The organism is Chitinophaga sp. LS1 (genome assembly GCF_034274695.1).
Taxonomy (GTDB): domain Bacteria; phylum Bacteroidota; class Bacteroidia; order Chitinophagales; family Chitinophagaceae; genus Chitinophaga.
The window spans coordinates 7,264,420-7,284,735 of sequence record NZ_CP128362.1 but is presented as its reverse complement, the minus strand read 5'-3'; the positions used below and the strand labels follow the sequence as shown (position 1 = coordinate 7,284,735).

Annotated in this window: 13 protein-coding genes and 1 tRNA gene; 11 read left to right on the top strand and 3 right to left on the bottom strand. The window is 42.8% G+C overall.

Features of this window, described 5'->3' with window-relative positions; genetic code table 11:
- Window positions 1-9 precede the first annotated feature (9 nt).
- From QQL36_RS29810 to QQL36_RS29775, 8 genes are all read left to right on the top strand, one after another.
- Window positions 10-1,764: a RagB/SusD family nutrient uptake outer membrane protein gene (locus QQL36_RS29810; protein ID WP_321567790.1), complete on the top strand. Its 1,755-nt coding sequence runs from the start codon at window positions 10-12 to the stop codon at window positions 1,762-1,764.
- A gap of 35 nt (window positions 1,765-1,799) precedes the next feature.
- Window positions 1,800-4,937, top strand: coding sequence for a SusC/RagA family TonB-linked outer membrane protein (locus QQL36_RS29805; protein ID WP_083722326.1), 3,138 nt, complete (start codon window positions 1,800-1,802; stop codon window positions 4,935-4,937).
- Between the two features lie 4 nt (window positions 4,938-4,941).
- Window positions 4,942-6,045 carry a prolipoprotein diacylglyceryl transferase gene (locus QQL36_RS29800; RefSeq protein WP_321567789.1) on the top strand — a complete coding sequence of 368 codons (1,104 nt, stop codon included), beginning with the start codon at window positions 4,942-4,944 and terminating at the stop codon, window positions 6,043-6,045.
- 2 nt (window positions 6,046-6,047) lie between these two features.
- The gene (locus QQL36_RS29795; protein ID WP_321567788.1) at window positions 6,048-7,175 is read left to right on the top strand and encodes a DUF4185 domain-containing protein; all 1,128 of its coding nucleotides are present in this window, start codon (window positions 6,048-6,050) and stop codon (window positions 7,173-7,175) included.
- Window positions 7,175-10,447 (top strand): GH92 family glycosyl hydrolase, encoded by a 3,273-nt coding sequence (locus QQL36_RS29790; RefSeq protein WP_321567787.1) that lies wholly within the window; start codon window positions 7,175-7,177, stop codon window positions 10,445-10,447. Before QQL36_RS29795 ends, QQL36_RS29790 begins: the two co-directional genes overlap by 1 nt.
- 2 nt (window positions 10,448-10,449) lie before the next feature.
- Window positions 10,450-11,640, top strand: coding sequence for a sugar MFS transporter (locus QQL36_RS29785; RefSeq protein ID WP_321567786.1), 1,191 nt, complete (start codon window positions 10,450-10,452; stop codon window positions 11,638-11,640).
- Window positions 11,641-11,667: 27 nt separating this feature from the next.
- Window positions 11,668-12,711 (top strand): LacI family DNA-binding transcriptional regulator, encoded by a 1,044-nt coding sequence (locus tag QQL36_RS29780; protein WP_321567785.1) that lies wholly within the window; start codon window positions 11,668-11,670, stop codon window positions 12,709-12,711.
- 42 nt (window positions 12,712-12,753) lie between these two features.
- Window positions 12,754-12,826: transfer RNA gene (locus QQL36_RS29775), tRNA-Lys, on the top strand.
- A gap of 310 nt (window positions 12,827-13,136) precedes the next feature.
- Here the strand turns inward: QQL36_RS29775 and QQL36_RS29770 are convergent.
- Both QQL36_RS29770 and QQL36_RS29765 read right to left on the bottom strand, forming a co-directional pair.
- Window positions 13,137-13,886 carry an ABC transporter permease gene (locus tag QQL36_RS29770; RefSeq protein WP_321567784.1) on the bottom strand — a complete coding sequence of 250 codons (750 nt, stop codon included), beginning with the start codon at window positions 13,884-13,886 and terminating at the stop codon, window positions 13,137-13,139.
- Window positions 13,883-14,665: an ABC transporter ATP-binding protein gene (locus tag QQL36_RS29765; protein WP_321567783.1), complete on the bottom strand. Its 783-nt coding sequence runs from the start codon at window positions 14,663-14,665 to the stop codon at window positions 13,883-13,885. Before QQL36_RS29765 ends, QQL36_RS29770 begins: the two co-directional genes overlap by 4 nt.
- A gap of 333 nt (window positions 14,666-14,998) precedes the next feature.
- Between QQL36_RS29765 and QQL36_RS29760 the strand changes: the two genes are divergently transcribed.
- Window positions 14,999-15,547, top strand: a complete 549-nt coding sequence (locus QQL36_RS29760; RefSeq protein ID WP_321567782.1) for a hypothetical protein — start codon at window positions 14,999-15,001, stop codon at window positions 15,545-15,547.
- A gap of 121 nt (window positions 15,548-15,668) precedes the next feature.
- Here QQL36_RS29760 and QQL36_RS29755 read toward each other — a convergent pair whose 3' ends face one another.
- Window positions 15,669-16,169: a VOC family protein gene (locus QQL36_RS29755; protein ID WP_321567781.1), complete on the bottom strand. Its 501-nt coding sequence runs from the start codon at window positions 16,167-16,169 to the stop codon at window positions 15,669-15,671.
- A gap of 79 nt (window positions 16,170-16,248) precedes the next feature.
- Here QQL36_RS29755 and QQL36_RS29750 point away from each other — a divergent pair, with 79 nt between their 5' ends.
- Both QQL36_RS29750 and QQL36_RS29745 read left to right on the top strand, forming a co-directional pair.
- Entirely contained in the window at window positions 16,249-16,527 is a 279-nt protein-coding gene (locus QQL36_RS29750; protein ID WP_321567780.1) for a helix-turn-helix domain-containing protein, read from the top strand.
- 524 nt (window positions 16,528-17,051) lie between these two features.
- Complete coding sequence (locus QQL36_RS29745) at window positions 17,052-20,306, top strand: SpvB/TcaC N-terminal domain-containing protein (protein ID WP_321567779.1); 3,255 nt, start codon at window positions 17,052-17,054, stop codon at window positions 20,304-20,306.
- Window positions 20,307-20,316 lie beyond the last annotated feature (10 nt).

Below are 20,316 nucleotides of genomic sequence, written 5' to 3'. Positions count from 1 at the left end.
GATTGAGCTATGAAAAATTATATTCATAAAATAATACTGCTCGCTGCTCTCATCAGTGGTTGCAAAAAGTACGAGCAGTTTCCGGTAGATAAAGTGACAGGCAATTATGTCTTCGATCCGCTGGATTCTGCGGGTGTGAATGCACAATCTTACCTATATGGTATTTATGCCATCGTAAAGAGTGGACATAGTCGCGTAGGCGGTGATTACCTGGATGCAGCGAGTGATGATGCAGTTTCTTCACAGACAGGCAGCAGTATTCCTGTAACGCTATTGACTACAAATGCAGTCTCATCGTTCAACTTCCCGGGGTCAGAAAATTACTGGGAAGGTACCAACCTCTCACAGGCGCCTTCCAGCTCCGGTGTGCCGGATGCTTTCTGGGCAGGAGTGCGCAATGCAAATATCTTTATCAATGGTATCGGTGTGGTGCCTGTAAAAGGTGGTTTGTCTAACGGTACAACTACAGCGCAGGTATGGAGAAGTGAAGCGCGTTTCCTCCGTGCCTATTTTTACTTCGAACTGGTAAGGCGCTATGGTGGTGTACCGTTGCTGGGTGATAAAGTCTACAACATCGAAGATAATCTTGAGATACCACGTAGCACATTTGCAGATTGTATCACCTATATCGTCAATGAATGTGATGCGATCAAAGATAGCCTGATCTCTGCACCTGCATCAGATGGTGATAACTACAGAGCTACAAAAGGTGCTGCACTGGCACTGAAGGCAAAAACCTTGTTGCTCGCTGCGAGTCCGCTGTTTAATGGGGGTAATATAGAGAGTGGGAATGCCCTGACAGGTTATACTGATTATGACGTAAACCGCTGGACACTGGCAGCACAGGCGGCAAAAGATGTAATGAACCTGGGTGTATATTCCCTGTTACCTTCATTCACACATATTTTCCTCGATCAGAATAACAGTGAAAGGATCTTTATACGTCCGGGGAATAACTCTACCGGTATCGAAACCCGCAATGGCCCTGTAGGTTTTCAGGCAGGTGGTACAGGCAATACCAGTCCTACCCAGGAGTTGGTCAATGCTTTCCCTATGCAGAATGGTTTACCTATTACAAACCCTGCTTCCGCTTATCTCGCTGCTGATCCTTATAGTTTACTAAATGATGTAAAACGTGATCCACGATTTAATGCAACCATTTTTTACAATGGTGCTACCTGGTTGAGCAGCACAGTAGATACTTATGAAGGTGGTAAGAGTAAACCGAATTCTTCTCAGCAACAAACTGAGAGTGGTTACTATATGCGCAAGTTTATGGGTGACTTTGAAGCAGCCACCACTTATAGCAATCATTCGTCCGACTGGATTGTGATGCGCTATGCAGAAATTCTGCTGGGGTATGCAGAAGCACGTAACGAAGCAGAGTCCGCACCACAGCCAGATGTATATGAGCAATTGTACGCCATCAGGGCAAGAGCCGGTATTGCAGCAGGTGATGATGGTAACTATGGTCTTACACCAAATATGACACAGGCAGAGATGAGGGCCGTGATACAGAATGAATGGAGAATTGAGTTCGCTTTTGAGGAGCACCGTTATTTTGATATCCGTCGCTGGAAGATAGCAGGTACTGTGATGAACCAACCACGCACGGGCATATTTATTGTAAAGAACGGGGCTTCCAATACCTATAGTACAGTGAATATACTGACTACGGTGTTCAAAGACAACCAATACCTGTATCCCATCCCTTACAATGAAGTGGCGAAGAACCCGGCTATGAAACAAAATCCGGGATGGTAAGCTACTCAATTCCTAAAAATTACAAACAATCAGATATGCGGAAAATAATACTGCTGATTTGTATAATATATTTACTCCCCGGCGTGCTACTGGCGCAGCACCGGGTGATTACCGGCGCTGTGCGAGATATTCAGGGGCCACTGCCTGGTGTAACGGTTGCTGAAAAAGGGGTACCAACAAATGGGATGATCACTGATGCGGCGGGTAAATTCAAACTGACTTTAAAAGGATCTTCCAATATTCTCGTGTTCCGTTATCTCGGTTATGTGACAAGAGAACTGAATGTGGTAGGCAGGAATGATGGGATAGATGTCACATTGGCTTCAGATAACCAGGCATTGGATGAGGTAGTGGTAGTTGGTTATGGTAAGACCACCCGTATCACCAATACAGGCTCTGTCAACACCATCAATGCTGCTGAAATCAGGAACGTGCCTACTGCTAATGTGCAGAATGCACTGTCTGGCAGATTACCGGGTTTCTTCTCTCAACAATCATCCGGTCAGCCGGGTAAAGATGCGTCTGACTTTTATATCCGTGGTGTGAGCTCACTGAATCCTGCTGGTAATAAACCTTTGATCATCGTGGATGATGTGGAATATACCTATGATCAGTTGCAACAGATCAACGTAAATGAAATTGCATCTATCTCCGTATTGAAAGATGCAAGTACCACCGCCATCTATGGTATCAAAGGCGCAAATGGAGTACTGGTTGTCACTACCCGTCGTGGTAAACTGGGTAAACCACAGATCAATGTACGTGTGGAAGGTGGTACACAAACACCGACAAAGATCCCTAAGTTCCTGGATGCATATGAGTCCGCACGCCTCATCAATCAGGCAGATGCGAATGATGGGCTGACGGCAGAGTTCACACAGGCAGACCTGGATGCATATAAAAACCATACCGATCCTTATGGACATCCGGATGTAAACTGGTATGATGCGATCTTCAAACAATTCAGTTTTCAGCAGAATACGAATCTGGATATCTCAGGTGGTAATGAAACAGTGAAGTACTTTATCTCAGGTGGCGCGATGAACCAGAATGGACTGGTACGTACCTTCCCTGATCCACGTGGTACAGTAAATACCAATTACAATTTCAAAAGATACAATTTCAGGTCTAACCTGGATCTGAGAGCAAATAAGACATTGACGATGCGACTGGATGTGACGACCCGTTTTTCAACAACGAATTCACCGAACCTGTCAGCAAACAGTGCATTGTCTGAAGTATTTGACTTTAGTAAATTAACGCCGTTTACAGCACCCTTCCTGAATCCTGATGGCTCTTATGCATATGCGTATTCCCGTTTTAATACAGGACATTTACCAACCTTAAATGCACGACTGGCCACAGGTGGTTATCAGAATGCAAAGAGAACGGATTACAATATCGTATTCAATGCTACCCAGCAACTGAATAAAATTACCGATGGTCTATCCATCAGTGCACGTATCGCCTATTCCAGCCAGGAGCAGTATACAAGAGGGACGGGTAACTTTGGTTCTATTCCTTCTTATCATTACGATCCTACTGATAAGTCTTATACCCTGAATCCTGCAGGTACGTATGTATTCTCCAATATCTATTATTCAGGGAATACCAATATCTATACAAATAATGTGAACCTGCAATTCTTTTCCAACTATGACCGCACTTTCAATCAAAAGCATCACGTGACAGGTTTGTTATTATTAAACCAGCAATCACAAACCTATGATGCCTATGATAACCTGGATGCAGCGTCAGTAGGTGTGCCTGCAAAGTTTCAGGGAGTTTCCGGTTCTGCCAACTATGAATATGATGGCAAGTACCTGGTGGATCTGAAAGCAGCTTACAATGGTACCGATAGGTTTGCCGCAAGTCATCGCTTTGGTTTATTCCCGGCGATTGGTCTGGGCTATAACCTGTCAGGCGAAAAGTTCTTCAAAGAAGCATTCCCTGTATTTGGTCTCTTCAAGATCCGTGGTTCCTATGGTATCGTAGGCTCTGATGTAGCGCCCAATAACCGTTATATCTATGCACAGAACTATATCCAGAATGGCAATACATATCCGTTCGGTGAATCTCCTTCCAACTATACCATGTTCTACGAAGGGAATCTCGCAAACAGCAATGTAGTTTGGGAGAAGCAAAAAGAAACCAATCTGGCGATTGATATCAATATGCTGAAGAATAACAAATTGTCTGCTACCATCGAGGTGTTCAGGAATATCCGTTATGATCAGCTGATCGTGCCGAACAATGTACCTGATATCATTGGTGTGGGATTGCCTGCAGTGAACATCGGTCGTACACAGAATCAGGGCTTTGACGGTCAGATTGGGTATCATAGCAGTATTGGCAATGTACAGTGGGGGGCGAATTTCGTCTTCTCTTATGCAAAGAATAAGATCCTGTATCAGAGTGAAGCATCACCTGCTTATCCATGGTTATCACATACAGGAAAACCATTGAATCAGCCATTCGGTTATCACTCATTGGGGTACTATACACAGGATGATATTGATAATGTAAATACCTACATGGCATCCAATGGTGGCAGCAATGCGGGAAACAAGACAGTAGCGGTACCAGACAATGGTTTGCCATTGCATGCAGGTGATTTGAAATACCAGGATCTGAACGGAGATGGTTTTATCAATGTATTTGACCAGCGTGCCATCGGGCATCCAAACCTGCCTAATACGAATCTGGGTATGAACCTGCAGGCGAGTTACAAAGGTTTTAGTCTGAGTGTATTGCTGCAGGGGTCTTTCAACTACAGCTTTATCATTACAGGCACAGGTATAGAACCTTTCATTGGTCAGTTCCAGCCGGTACATATGGAAGCATGGACACCTGAGACTGCTGGCAGTGCAAAGTATCCAAGACTGACTACGAACAAATCATCTGTAAATAGTCCTACCTATTATCCATCTGATTACTGGTTAGTGAATGCACATTATATCCGTCTGAAGACAGTGGATCTGGGGTATCAGTTTCCAACGAAGATGCTGCCTTTTCACCTGAACAGTGCAAGGGTGTATATGAGTGCTTACAACCTGTTTACCTGGGATAACTACCGTAAATATCAGCAGGATCCTGAGATCAGTACGAATACTGCGGGTGATGCGTATATTAACCAGCGGGTGGTTAACTTAGGAGTACAATTAAGTCTTTAAGCATATGTTTCCTACTATTGGAGATTTGATCAGCTATCTATTCCACATTACGGTGAAGGTCAACCTTCAGACATTTGGTACATGTATGGCCCTGGCATTTGCCGGGGCCTATGTGGTGTTTGTAGCGGAGTTTAAGCGGAAAGAAAATGACGGCACAATAAGAGGTATACTGGTCAGGCCCGCCAGTAAGCCGGTGGAGGTGATAGTGAATGCGGGCATAGGGTTTCTGATTGGGTATAAGGTGGTGGCGATTGTATTGGCATTACTTCAGCGGCAGGATCCTGTATCATTACTTTTCTCTTTGAGGGGCAACTGGATAGCAGGCTGTTTGCTGGCGCTCGTATGGGGCATATGGGCCTATTATAGTTATAAAATAGCAGCCTCCCAATTCATACACCCTTACCAGCTCATGCCATACATCGTATTCATGGTGGCGGTATTTGGGTTTATAGGCGCCAAGCTCTTTGATGCCGTAGAGCATTTTCAGGAGCTTTTGTATAATCCGGTTACTGTGTTGTTTTCACGAAGTGGCTTTACTTACTATGGTGGCCTCATATTTGGCGCATTGACCTATCTCTACATTGGCTACCGGCATAAGATCAAACTGATTTATATGGCAGATATCGGCTCTCCGGGAATGATGCTGGCATATGGGATCGGGCGAATAGGTTGTCAGTTGTCAGGTGACGGAGATTGGGGAATTGTGAACAGACATGTAAAACCAGACTGGATACCACAATGGGCATGGGCCTATACTTACCCACACAATGCAATTGATGCAGGGGTATTTAAAAATGGCTATTATGAATTGCCTCTCGGTGTATACCCAACACCTTTGTATGAAGCGGTATTATGCATCCTGTTATTCATGGGTATGTGGATGGTCAGGAAAAGATTGCGGGTACCGGGGGCAATGTTTTTTATATATTTATTATTGAACGGAATCGAGCGCTATTATATTGAAGTAATACGTATTACCCCGAAATATACCTTATTCCAGCTGAGTCAGGCGCAAATAATTGCACTACTTTTTATGGCAGGAGGGGTCGCAGGATTTGTTTGGTTAACGGGTAGATATTATTTTTCACCTACAAAACAAATTCCATAGTTATGAAGAGATTGCTTTTTACACTCTCAGGTCTGGTAATGCTTGTAAACTTACAGGCGCAATATAAGGTAGAAGAGGCGCCGGAGTGGTCTGCCCTTTTCATCAGGAATAACGGCTGGTTTGGCGGAGATGGTATATATTCCATTCCGTTTAACGGGGTGGAAAACCGTCGGTCAGACAGCCTGCTTTTTATCTTCAGTGATTCCATGATTGGTACGATAGAAAATGATTCATTACAACCCGGCTCCCGCATGATTCACAATAGTGTGGCCATCTGGAACGGGCACGAGATGCAATTCTCCTGGCCGGAAAATGAGCAACACGAAGCCATCTCCGTATTTGAACCAGGCACCCCGCTTACAGAGAAAAATGATTACTATTGGCTGGGCGATGGCTTTGTAAACCAGGAACAGGATAATACCCTTTATATATTTGGTTATCGCATCCGCAATGTATCACAGGAAGCCTTTGGTTTCAGGGAAGTCGGTAATACCCTGATTAAGATCTCCAAAGGCACAACGCCTCCGTTTACAAAGTACGGGCAGATGGATACGCCTTTCTTTTTTACAGATAAATCCGGGCAGATCGGCTCTTATGGCGCAGGTATCTATGTCAATACAAAGAAGGCCGGAGCGCCTGCCCCTGATGGTTATGTATACATCTACGGTGTGCATGGTATGGAAAAGGGCATGGTCGTAGCGAGAGTAAAGCCTGCTGAATTCGATCATTTTGATCAATGGCGTTTTTATAATGGCAAGACATGGGTGAAGGAAATGAATAAGGCCGTTGATGTAACAAATAAAGTATCCAATGAACTCAGTGTATCGCCATTGCCAGATGGTAAATACGCACTTATCTTCCAGGATGGGGGCTTAAGTACTACCATCGGTATGCGGGTAGGTACTACGCCTATAGGGCCTTTTGGCCCAGTAATCAAATTATGGGATTGCAGTAAGGATGCGGAAGAAAAAACCTATGTCATGTACAATGCCAAGGCGCATCCTGGCATCTCTGCACCGGGCGAACTATTGATCAGTTATAATGTGAATTCAGTAGAATTCTTTAACGACCTGCAAAAACATCCACATTTATATCGTCCACGGTTTCTCAGACTTAAACTAACTCATTGATGAAGCAATTATTATTAGCCTTGTTACTGTGTATTGTAGCTATACGTGGCATGAGCCAGGTGAACTATGTAAATACAAGGCAGGGAACCAATAGCAAGTATGAATTTTCTTATGGTAATACCTATCCGGCTACAGCATTACCTTTTGGTATGCATACCTGGACCCCGCAAACGGGTAAGAATGGAGATGGCTGGAAGTACCAGTATTTTGTACATACGATCAGGGGCTTTCAGCAGTCACACCAGTGTAGTTCATGGGTGAATGATTACGCAGTGTTTTCGCTGTTCCCTGAGTCAGAATTGTTAGTGAATGAGGATGAACGTGCCGCCACTTTTAAACATGAAAATGAAATCGCACAACCCGGTTATTATAAAGTCACTTTTGATAATGGTATAAAAACAGAATTCTCTCCTACAGAAAGAGGGGCGCATTTTCGTTTTTCATTTCCTTCTAAGAGAGCTATTATTGTATTGGATGGGTATACCAAAATGAGCCAGGTGAAGATAGATCCTTCGGCTCGGAAAATTACTGGTTATGTAAATAATGCCAGATGGGCGCCACAGAACTTTCGCAATTATTTTGAGATCACATTTGACAAGCCTTTTAAGGCGTATGGTACATGGCAGAATAATAAAATAAATGCAAATAATTCTGAAGGAGAAGGCGAAGGTATGGGTGCATACATCGACTTTGGCAATGCAAAACAAGTAGAAGCAAAGGTAGCTTCTTCTTATATCAGTCCGGAGCAGGCAACACTGACATTACAGCGTGAGTTGGGGACTTACAAAAAATTAGAAGACACCCATACTGCTGCCGATAAGGTTTGGAATGCCCTTTTATCCAGAATGAAAGTAGAAGGAGGTACAGAAGAACAAAAGGCAACTTTCTATTCCTGTCTCTACCACGCCAATCTCTTCTCACATCAGTTCTTCGAATATGACAAAGATGGCAATCCATACTACTTCAGTCCTTACGATGGAAAGATCCATCCCGGGTATATGTATACAGATAATGGTTTCTGGGATACCTTCAGAGGACAATTCCCTTTGAACACAATTATGCATCCAACCATGGAAGGTCGTTATGCGCAGGCATTGCTGGATGCACAGGAGCAATGTGGCTGGTTCCCTGCCTGGTCATTTCCGGGCGAAACAGGAGGGATGCTGGGCAATCATGCCATATCTCTATTGACAGATGCCTGGGCAAAAGGTATCCGCACCTTTGATCCACAAAAAGCCCTGAAAGCATACTTCCATGAGGCAACCAACAAAGGTCCATGGGGTAGTGCGAATGGCAGACCCGGTTACAAGGAATATTATGAAATGGGCTATTGCCCTTATTCAGAAAAGACATTAGGCGCCTCTTCCTGGACATTGGAATTCGCTTATGATGACTTTTGTGGTTACCAGCTGGCAAAGATGACGAACCAGCCATTCTATGAGCAGGTATTTAGTCGCCAGATGTATAATTACAAAAATCTGTATGATCCTGCCACTGGTTTCATGCGTGCAAAAGATGCAGAAGGGAATTGGGTAACGCCGTTCGATCCTTTGGACTGGGGTGGTCCATATACAGAAGGGAATGCATGGCATTGGACATGGTCAGTATTCCATGATGTGCAGGGATTGATCAACCTGATGCACGGGGAGCAACAGTTTACCAATAAGATCGATTCCGTATTCAGCATACCGGGTACTATCAAAGTCGGAGGGTATGGTCAGGTGATCCATGAGATGACGGAGATGGCCGAATTCAACATGGGGCAATATGCGCAGGGGAATGAGCCGATTCACCACCTGGTTTATTTATATAACTACGCCGGGCAGCCCTGGAAAACCCAGTGGCATGTAAGACAGATCATGCAGAATATGTACAATGCTACTGAGAATGGCTACCCCGGCGATGAAGATCAGGGGCAGATGTCAAGCTGGTATGTGCTGAGTGCTGCAGGGTTTTATAGTGTATGTCCCGGAACAGATCAGTATGTGATTGGGAGTCCTTTGTTTCCAAAGATGACGATCACCCTTGAGAATAACAAACAGTTCATAGTGGAAGCGGAAAATAATAGTCCCCGGAATGTATATATCCAGTCAGCGACTTTGAATGGAGTGCCTTATGAACATAATTATATCACGCATAATGCAATTATGAATGGTGGGGTGTTGCACCTTGTAATGGGGCCCGAACCGAATAAACAAAGGGGAATAAAGCCAGCAGACAAGCCGTTTTCGCTTACTTCTGCGGGTTCCTGGGCACTTGGCCCATTCGTGCGTCCTGCGGGCGTAAATCCTTTAATAAGCCCTGATTCTACAACAAGTTTCCGCGACCCTATGACGGGGGAACTGGTAGGTTGGGAATCCAATGATACATTCAATCCTGCCGCCGTATTAAAAGATGGCAAGGTTTGTATTTTGTACAGAGCAGAAGACTGCTCTGGCAAAGGCATTGGTATGCGCACCTCACGTGTTGGTCTCGCCACCAGTGAAGACGGACTTTTGATTAAAACCCGCTCTAAAGAACCTGTTTTATTCCCTGACAATGACAACGCAAAAGAATTTGAATGGAAAGGTGGTTGTGAAGATCCCCGCGTAGCAGTGACAAAAGAGGGTACCTACCTTGTATTGTATACAGAATGGAACAATAAAGTGCCGCGTTTAGGTGCTGCACTATCCAAGGACCTGATTCACTGGGAGAAAAAAGGTCCGGTATTCAATGGCGCCTTCCGGGATATCGCTTCCAAATCTGCTTCCATCCTCACAGCGGTAAATAATGGTCAGCTGGTCATTTCCAAAGTAAATGGCAAATACTGGATGTATTGGGGAGAGCACCATGTCTATGCAGCTACATCCGATAATCTCTATGAATGGACACCGCTCACAACACCAGATGGTAAGCTGAAAGAATTGATGTCACCAAGAAAGGGGTATTTTGATAGTGACCTCACAGAATGTGGCCCTCCGGCAGTCAAAACCGATCAGGGGATCGTCTTGTTATATAACGGCAAGAACAACGCTGCTAATGGTGATAAGCGCTATACTGCCAATACCTATGCTGCCGGACAGGCATTATTTGATGGCGAACATCCTGACCAGCTTTTAGACCGGCTGGATCAACCTTTCCTTATCCCACAGGAAGCTTTTGAAAAAAGCGGCCAATATCCTGCGGGTACTGTTTTTATAGAAGGACTTGTGTTATTCAATAATAAATGGTTCCTTTATTACGGCTGTGCGGATTCGAGAGTCGCTGTCGCGGTCGCCGGTAAAAAGGAATAATAATGAGCGTTCGACCAAATTTCACGGAAAGAAAATACCTGACTATCTTTTTATTTGTGACCTCCCTGTTTTTATGCTGGGGAGTAGCACTCACACTGGGAGATGTATTGAACCGGCATTTTCAGCATGTCTTACATATTTCAAAGTCTAGATCCGGGTTGGTACAGTTATCCCTTTTTGGAGCGTATGCAGTGATGGGGATACCGGCAGGTATATTCATGAAGCGGTTTGGTTATAAACGTGGCATTTTATTAGGTCTGTTATTATATGCCTCGGGTGCGTTTTTGTTTATTCCCGCAGCAGAAGCAGTTTCTTTTAATTATTTCCGGTTGGCGTTGTTTGTGCTGGCATGTGGACTGGCTACTTTGGAAACAGTCGCCCATCCGTTGATCGCATCTTTGGGAGATCAGCGTACCAGTGATCAGCGTATCAATTTTGCCCAGTCTTTCAATGGCCTGGGAGGGGTGATAGGCCCTGCGCTGGGTAGTTATATCATCCTGAAAGAATCAAATGATCTACTGGCTGTGCGGGATTTATACATGGTGATAGGAGGGGTGATCGCTACGCTGGCAGTGGTTTTTTTATTTATTCGCATTCCAAAATTGCAATATGCAACGCATGAAGACCTGGGTGAAGCAAAGCCCCTGATCCGACAGAAACACTTCGTATTTGCGGCTATAGCACAGTTTTTCAATACAGCGGCACAGGGAGGTACCTGGGCATATTTTATCAATTATGGGCATGATGTGATGGGGTTGAGTGATGAAAAGGCAGGGTATTTTTTCTCATTGAGTATGATCCTGCTGATGATAGGTCGCTTTGTGGGTACGGGTTTGATGCGTATCATTGCCCCTTATAAGCTGTTGGCTATGTTTGCAGGTATGAATATCGTGATGTGTGTGATAGTCGCGCAGCAGTGGGGATGGGTGTCGTTTGTAGCGTTGTTAATGATCAATTTCTTTTTCAGCATTATGTTCCCGACTATCTTTAGTCTGGGGTTGAAAAATCTGGGTAAGCACACACAGCAGGCCTCTTCTTTCATCGTGATGGGCGTGGTAGGAGGTGGAATTTTTCCTCCTCTGATGGGGTTGATCGCCAATCACAACGTGGCTACGGCGTATTATCTGCCTATCATTTGTTATATCGTGATTTTATTATTCGGTTATAATTATCCAAGGCTGGCTAAAAAATAATCTATTTTTGATCTTAAATAACCACTTGTGAAGAAATTAAGAATCAAGGATATTGCTGATGGCCTGAATATTTCCAAGACAGCGGTCTCTTTTATCCTGAATGGAAAGGCGGAGGAGAAGCGGATCAGCGAGGAACTGGTGGAGCGGGTAGAGAAATATATACAGGAGGTAGGGTATCGGCCAAGTCCTATTGCCCGTGGGTTGAGAACGGGAAAATCTCATATTATTGGTTTGATGGTAGAGAGCATCTCTGACCCATTCTTTGCTACTATTGCCCGTTTGATCGAGAATGAGGCCTATAAGGAAGGGTATAGGATTATCTATTGCAGTACGGATAATGATACGGAGAAGACGAAGGAGTTGATCAATGTATTGAAAGATAGAAGTGTAGATGGTTATATTATTTCTCCGCCTCCGGGGGTAGAGAAGGAGGTGAATGAACTGATCAAAGCAGGAATGCCGGTGGTGATGTTCGATCGTTACTTACCCAAAGTAAAGACGGATTATGTAGTCATCGACAATGAGCCGAGTGCAGAGAATGCTACAAGCTACCTGATTAAACAGGGGTATAGCAATATTGGCTTTATTACCTTTTCTTCTTCGCTCACGCAGATGAAGGGACGATTGAAGGGCTATAAGAATGCATTGAAAAATGAAGGCTTAAAATCCTATGTACTTGAAATAGATTTCACACCTGAAGAGAAAGTTATGGTGCAGACCGTACGCAATTTTCTGGTGGCCAACCCTAAGCTGGATGCGATTTTATTCGGTGCAATACAGGCAGGTTCCTGTGGCTTGAAAGCCATGACACAGTTGAAATTGAAGGTACCCGAAGATCTGGCGGTGATCTCTTTTGATGATCACGACATTTTTGAATTGTTTGCAACACCGGTAACGGCTATAGCACAACCGATAGAAAAAATAGCGCATAAGGTGATTGGATTATTGCTCGACAGGTTAGATCCAGAGAAGATTTCAGCGGAACCGAGAGAGGTGGTTTTGAAAACGAAGATGAAGGTGAGAGGATCTTCGGTAGTAAAAAATCCAAAAAAATATTTGGAGAGTAAATAGAAACTATTATCTTCGCGTCCCGTTTGAGAGAAAATGGGAACAGATTCCGTAGCTCAGTTGGTAGAGCAATACACTTTTAATGTATGGGTCTTGGGTTCGAGTCCCAACGGGATCACAATAAATAGATAAAACCTGCGATAATCGTGGGTTTTTCTTTTTAGTCGAGTTCCTTCCTTTTGTATAACCTCTTTTTCTGATAGTACTTTATTTAGATTAACGTGCTTTTATAAAAATAGGGATTTTTAGGCGATATTGTTGATAGGGTTTCACTATGGGTATTTGTGAATCCCAAGGGGATCACCATCAGAGTAAGAATAGATACTCTTACGTAATTAAACCCTAGTAGAAGCTGATTCATTCACAAAATATTGTTCACTGCCTCAAAATGACTGTATTGCTTATAAGGACGTATTTTCGGGTAAGAATTATCCCTCAATTTTGTTAAAAGCCCAGGTGCCGAGGAAGCCGAGTATGATGATAACCGCAGCGATAACTCCGATGTCAACCATTAAATTGGTCTCGACTCCGCTGATCAGGCGCCTTAGCAAGCGTACGCAATACTCATATGGATTCAACTTGACAATGTATTGCAGTGCCTTGGGGTAATTATTTACTGAAAAGAAGCCACTTGACAGGAACATCATTGGCATCATAAGCAGGTTCATGATAGATGGGAATGAGTTCATATCGTCAAATTTTGTAGCAAGCACCGTGCCCAGTAAACTAAAAAGCAGGGCAACTACAAATATGGTAATGATAACAAAAGGGAAGAGTGCCCAGTTATCGATCCTAAATCCCAAAAAGTAGCCCAGGAACAAGACAGCTATTCCTTGGAGCAAACTGGTAGTCGCTCCACCGAGGCATCGGCCAAAAAGTAACTGCGTCCTTGATACAGGTGCCACGAGTGTTTCTCTCAGAAAGCCGAACTTCTTGTCCCAGATTAGCGAAGTCCCTGACAGTGTGGCATTCATAAGAACCGTCATACCTACAATCCCAGGGATCAGGTACTGAATATAACTGACACCTTCAAGGGTTTTGAAACTGCTCCCAAAACCATATCCAAAAGCAATCAGATAAAGAAAGGGCTGAACAAGTGAAACGAACAATCGCTGTTTGTTCCTAAAAAAATCTATTACCTGGCGGTGCCACATAACGGATAATGCCGAATTTATCATAGCTTGAAATTTTTCATTTTAAGTAAATCATCTGCTTTTTGCTCCCTTATTTCATTGCCGGTCAATTTGAGGAAGGCTTGTTCCAACGAATTGGTACCTGTAGATTTATAGATTTCTTCCAGTGTCCCGATTGCCAATATTTTCCCATGATCGATAATTGCGACCTTGGTCGCTATCTTTTCCGCTTCGTCCATATTGTGTGTTGTTAAAAATATGGTAAGCCCCATTGTTTTGTTCACTTCTTTCACATGGTTCCAAAGAAAGCTACGAGTCTGTACATCAAGGCCGAGGGTAGGCTCATCCAAAAACAAAACCTTCGGATCATGCAGAAGACCACGTGCTATTTCAATTCTTCTGCGCATTCCCCCTGAAAAGTTCCGGACAAATTCATCTTTTCGGCTAAGAAGTTCCATAGAATCTAACAATTTTTCAATCTTCGGCTTCCGTTCGGCAGGCGGAACTTTATATAATACAGCGTGATAGTAGAGGTTTTCGTAAGCAGTAAGATCCTCATCTAAGGTTGAGTCCTGAAAAATGACCCCAATCGATTCTCGTACCTGATTTTTCTCTTTTGTCACATCAAAACCATTAATCTTCACTTCGCCGCTGGACGGACTTGCTACTGTTGTCATTATTTTAATGCATGTGGATTTTCCTGCTCCATTGGGGCCCAAGAAAGCGAAAATATCATTTTCGTCCACTGAAAAGCTGATGTGGTCTACAGCGGTAAAATCCCCGAATTTTTTGGTAAGGTCAACAACCTCTATCATCTTTTTCATATATTGTTTTTACTTTGGAAAGTGGAGCAAATCAAATGAGACTATTCGTACATACATTTACTTCTGTCAATTTACAAATAACAATTGGATATTTTACCGAAGTGAATTCGGGGAATATACGCAATTGACTTACAATTAAGACGTTTTGGGAAAGTGAATTTAACATAAATGCTTTTAAATATAGTCGGAGGAAGACCTTAGTAGTAGTCTGTATAATAAGTATTTTTAATTTAAATGGTCGCAAACTGGGATGCAATAGCTTGAGCACTGACCGTCGACAGGAATTCTGGTTTGGGAATGCTTTACATTTGGATCGGAACAATCAATAACAAAATGCTGAAGTTTTTCTTTCTGGGGCTGTTACTTTGTCTTTGCCTGAATTCGCAGGCGCAAGAAAATAAACCTGATCATATAAAGTTTGGACTGGAATTGGATTTCCTACCCTATGTTACAGGTGGCTATTTTGGAGGAGCATGGATTGGGAAAGATGTCTGGAGACTAAGAGCGTTGACCGCTTTTGTAAAAAAGCCTGACTGGTCAACTGAAAAAGATTTTTCCAATCACCAGGTGCATGCTTATGCACTACTGGTAGACCGTTTCCTGAAAAAGGACTGGAAAGGCTGGTGGATCGGAGCCGGACCCGTTTTCTGGAATAGTACTATTCAAACAGATGCAAAGGTGCAAACGGCGAAATTTAATAACTTTCTCCTGAATGGAAGCTTAGGGTATAATTTTACATTGTATAAGCATTTGTACCTGTCTCCATGGGGAAGTTTAAGTCTTCGGATAGCAGGGGATAAAAACGTAGCGGTAGACAATAAAAGTTTTACATTGCCAATAATAAATCCGGAAGCTTCTGTGAAGGTGGGGTATTATTTTTAAGTTGACTTTCTTCATCCCCTGGAAAAATACACGCTGAAACTTATAACCATTCAACGAAGCTTGCTCCTGTTATAGATAACCTGATTGGATGGGTAGCTGCCCATCACGGGCAGCTGTTGCATCAAAGCCGTTGACCACCCTGAATCAGTTCTATCAGGTTGCCTTCTAAATCTTTGACATAAGCATACGTATCGCCCTTTTTAACGGCGGGTGATGGCGGAATGACCTGTAATGCCCCATTGTTTATCAGCTCATTAAAAACAGTATGCAGGTCTTTTACAATAAGCGCCATGTGACCATAACCCTGAACGGAGGCCGCATTTAATGGGTCAGTAAAGCGTTGCTCCCGCGTGGAGTTTTTCAGTTCAATCAGCTCAACTTTAAAGCCGTTAGGCGCTTGCAACAAAACAGTTCTGACTTGCATGCTTTCAATTTCCAAATGCTGAATTTCCCGCATGTTGAAGCAGGTTTTATACCAGGCTTCCATTTTGTCGAGGTTGCCCACAGAAAGTGCAACGTGATCAAGATTCACAATAGTATCCATGCCTGTTTGTTTTTGTTGCGCCATACTTGTTATTGTAAATATTGCCGCCGCGATCATTAACTTGATTTTTTTATTCATTTCCTGATATTTTATTGTGCAACAAAATTACCTTTGAATTGGTATACAAATGATACCAGTAACCTAAAGGATACCAGACATGAAGGCGAAAGCACTGACTATGACGGATAAAATAAAGTATGTTCAGGATACGCTGTATGTTATTAGTGGCAAATGGAAATTGCCCATCCTTATGACGATGTACGATGGCAAAACCAGGTTTCGGGACATACAGCGTGCCATTCCTGCGATTACTACACGTGTATTGTCTAAGGAACTTAAAGACCTTGAATCAAATCAGCTCATTATAAGGACTGTCTATGATGATTCGCCGGTTCTTGTTGAATATACGCTGGCGGCGCTTATAGTGAAAGCTTAAAACCTGTTGTTGACGTGATGGTTTACTGGGGAAATAACCACCGTAAAAAGATTACAGGGAAGTAGTGCTTTGTAATTTAGCATATGTTTGATGCGCTTGATAACCTAGGAGATGAGGGACAATTTGGCTTGACGATGGGAGGGATAACTTGAAATCGGATCATCTAAAAGTAATGTCTCCTAAAACTCAATCTGCTATAAGTAGTTCATTTGCTGTTGATGGTTGGATATACCCTTTAATGGATTTTCGCTAATCTCTATCATTTACCGATTGAAAAATGATTAGAATTTTTATTTGAAATACAGTTCTATTTTATTATTTTGCCGTAAATTATACACCGGGGGGTGTAAATAGGTACTTGTTTATTATTTTTAACCCAATAACTATGGATTTATATCTTCTTTATTTAGCATATTGTTTGTAACAATACATAAAATCGGGAATCGCAATAGTCTCTAAGAACAAATCTATTTTTTGGTAGCAAAACCTAATGAGAAACTTTCTCTATACTTATAACTTCAACGATGAAATACATTCCTTTTAAGCAAGGTCGGTATCTATGTACTGTTCTGCTGCTACTGCTTGCAGGTAAGCTTTGGGCGCAGGAACAGAGCGACCTTAACCCAACCGTTTTTAATGTTGCCCCTCCGGCGCCGAATGCCGCCTCTCTGGGAAAATTCGGAGATGTCCCTGTGAATTTGTTCAATGGATTGCCTTCGATATCAATTCCTTTGGGGAAGATTAGTGTTGGAAATGAATTTAATACTGAATTGAGCCTTTCTTACCATGCAGGTGGAAATAGGGTAAATGATATTGCATCGAATGTGGGTTTGGGATGGGCATTGAATGCGGGTGGTGTTATTTCGCGTACGGTGAGGGGACTGCCTGATGAGACAGGAGTGGGATATGTGAATGGTAGTGGAGGAAGGAGAATTATAATCACAGCCTCCGGAGATATGGAGGGTGCTGATAATTATCAGACGTTCAATTTCTCCGCGACTAATCAGCTGGATACGCAGCCCGATGAGTTTAATTATAATGTAGGAGGGATCAGTGGTAAATTTGTAGTAGATACTAATCAACAGATTGTGTTATTACCTTACAGGGATATAAAGATTACCTGGATGCCGCTCATTGATGGCAATATGTACTTTACAATGGTGACCCCTGATGGTACGCAGTATATTTTTGGCAGCACTGATTGGACAATATCAGTTTCCTCCTGCGGAGGTTCTGATGAAATCTATCCATCTTCCTGGTACCTCACACAGATCATTCTGCCTAAAAGTAAACGGACGATTGACTTTACCTATGAATTAGATAAGGGATTACCGGCACCATCAGTTACACAAACCGAAACCAGTTCTCCCTCCGTGCTAGTCTCTGGTGTTTCTATTCAGGGTTGTCCCGGTGCTACGCCTACGCTTTCTACCTGCTACAACAACCGTGTCTGCCAACAGCAGACTTTGAAAACTATTACTTTTCCTGGAGGCAAAGTCACTTTCAATTATAATACAGTAAGGACGGATGTAACTAATTCCAGTAGTGATCCTTTTTATGCATTGAGTGATATCACCTATTCTTCAGGATTTAATAATGTATATACAGATCTGAATAAATATCTGTTTACTTATACCACACCTGTAAGGCTGATGTTGACAAAGGTGAGTCAGGCAGATGTTAATAATAATGTGATTGGGTCTTATACACTTAGTTATAATAGTACGCATTTGCCGGCTATCAATTCCTTTTCACAGGACCACTGGGGGTATTATAATGGAGCAAAAAATTACTCCCTGTTACCTTCTGATAGTGTTACCTCTGGCGGCGACAGGGAACCTAATTTTACCTACACAAAGGCAGATATATTAGAGAGTATAACTTATCCGACAGGCGGCAGTACTACCTTTACTTATGAGAGTAATACTTATAGTCATTACAGCAATTCGATAGAGGTGAATGATGCCGTTTATCAGATACTGACAGCATCAAAGTCAGTGACGACGGGTGTGAATGGGAATACGACTTATCCTGATTATAAGATAGATAGTATTATTGTGAATATACCTTACTTCCAGTATATAAAAGCTATTGTAACCCGTACCTCATCCTTAGGTAATATTAATTCTCTTATCCTCCGGAATATGCAGACTGGTGCAACTTCGAATATAGGAAGTGGTACCCAGTATATACCTGTTGATTCAGGGGAGTATCATATTGTGATGATGACAGAGCATTCCGAGCCAACGGTTTCTTATGAAAAAGTAGCTGTTGATCTGACATACAAGGCAATTACAGGTACGACCGCGATTGCAACGGGAGGCGGGCTTCGATTGAAGGCTATGACAACTTATGATGGTATCAATCATGCTAATGATATCATTAAGAGCTATACTTACAACCTGTCTGGAAATACATCTATGTCATCAGGTTATCTGACCAATAAACCGGTTTATAAATATAAAATGACTGTATGGAAACCAGCCCCTGGTGCTAACACTAATAACGGTGCATATGAGGAGTTGGCTTGTGATATGACTTACAGGACTTCTGCCGCTAATAATGAAATAGAAACCAGCGGTGGTGGTGTGGTTTACAAAGAGGTATTGGAAACAGATAATCAGAATGGGAGTATCAGATATGTGTATGCCTTAGGTGACAATTCTTCAGGTTTAAATAGCTATCCCTTTGGTCCATCTACGAATGTATACCCTGAAAAGGGCATGCTAAAGGCACAGTATACTTATGATAACACAGGGAAATTGTTGACAAAGCAGGAGAATGTATATACTACTTTCCTGAAGGGGAAAGTTCAGGCGTGGAAGGCCGCTTATAGGGAGAAATGGACTTATTATGTAGGATATCCCTGGGAGCATTTTAGTTCTAATTATTATAGTTATCGTAGTGATGGAGCACTGCTTAGCAAATCGACAACGACGGAATATGCTGGGACGGATTCCCTGGTGAGCGTAGTAGATACTTACTATGATAACATGGATCATATACAACCTACGCGTGTACATACGACGAATTCAAAGGGGGATGATGTGTGGACGTATACGAAGTATCCGACTGATTATACTATTCCTGCTGGTACATTGAGTGCTGGGTTGGCGGCAATTAAGACAATGCAGGATAGTAGTATCCATAATTTAGTGATTGAGCAGTATATGCAGCAGATAAAAAGTGGCGTGACGACGATTTTAGGTGGGAAGTTTATAAAGTATAAGACAGTGCCGGCGATGGCAGGGATACAGGTGCAGATAGACACGGCATTTACATTGAAGCGGGCAACAGCACAGGCATCTTTTACTCCGGCTTATATCAGCAACGGAAATATTATTAAGGATGTGAATTACGATGCGAAAATTAGTTTTAGCAGGTATGATAGTGTTGGAAATATAATTGAGCAAAATAAGGTGAATGATGTTACAGAGGCATATATATGGGGATATAATAATTGTTATCCTGTAGCGAAGATTACGGGTACTACATATGCAAGTGCGATTGCACAGTTAAGTACCAGTGTAATCAGAAATCCTTCGGGTGATGATGTGCTAAGGACAGAATTAAAGAAGTTGAGGACCGGCCTGACCAATGTGCTTGTGAGCAGTTACACATTTAAACCCCTGATAGGTGTCACCAGTGAAACCGACCCTGCTGGCAGAACGTCATATTATGAATATGATCTGTTTGGAAGGTTGATCGTAATTAAAGACCAGAATGGTAAAATCCTCAAGCAGATGAATTATCAATTCGCACAACCTATCACCCAATAACCCGATTACG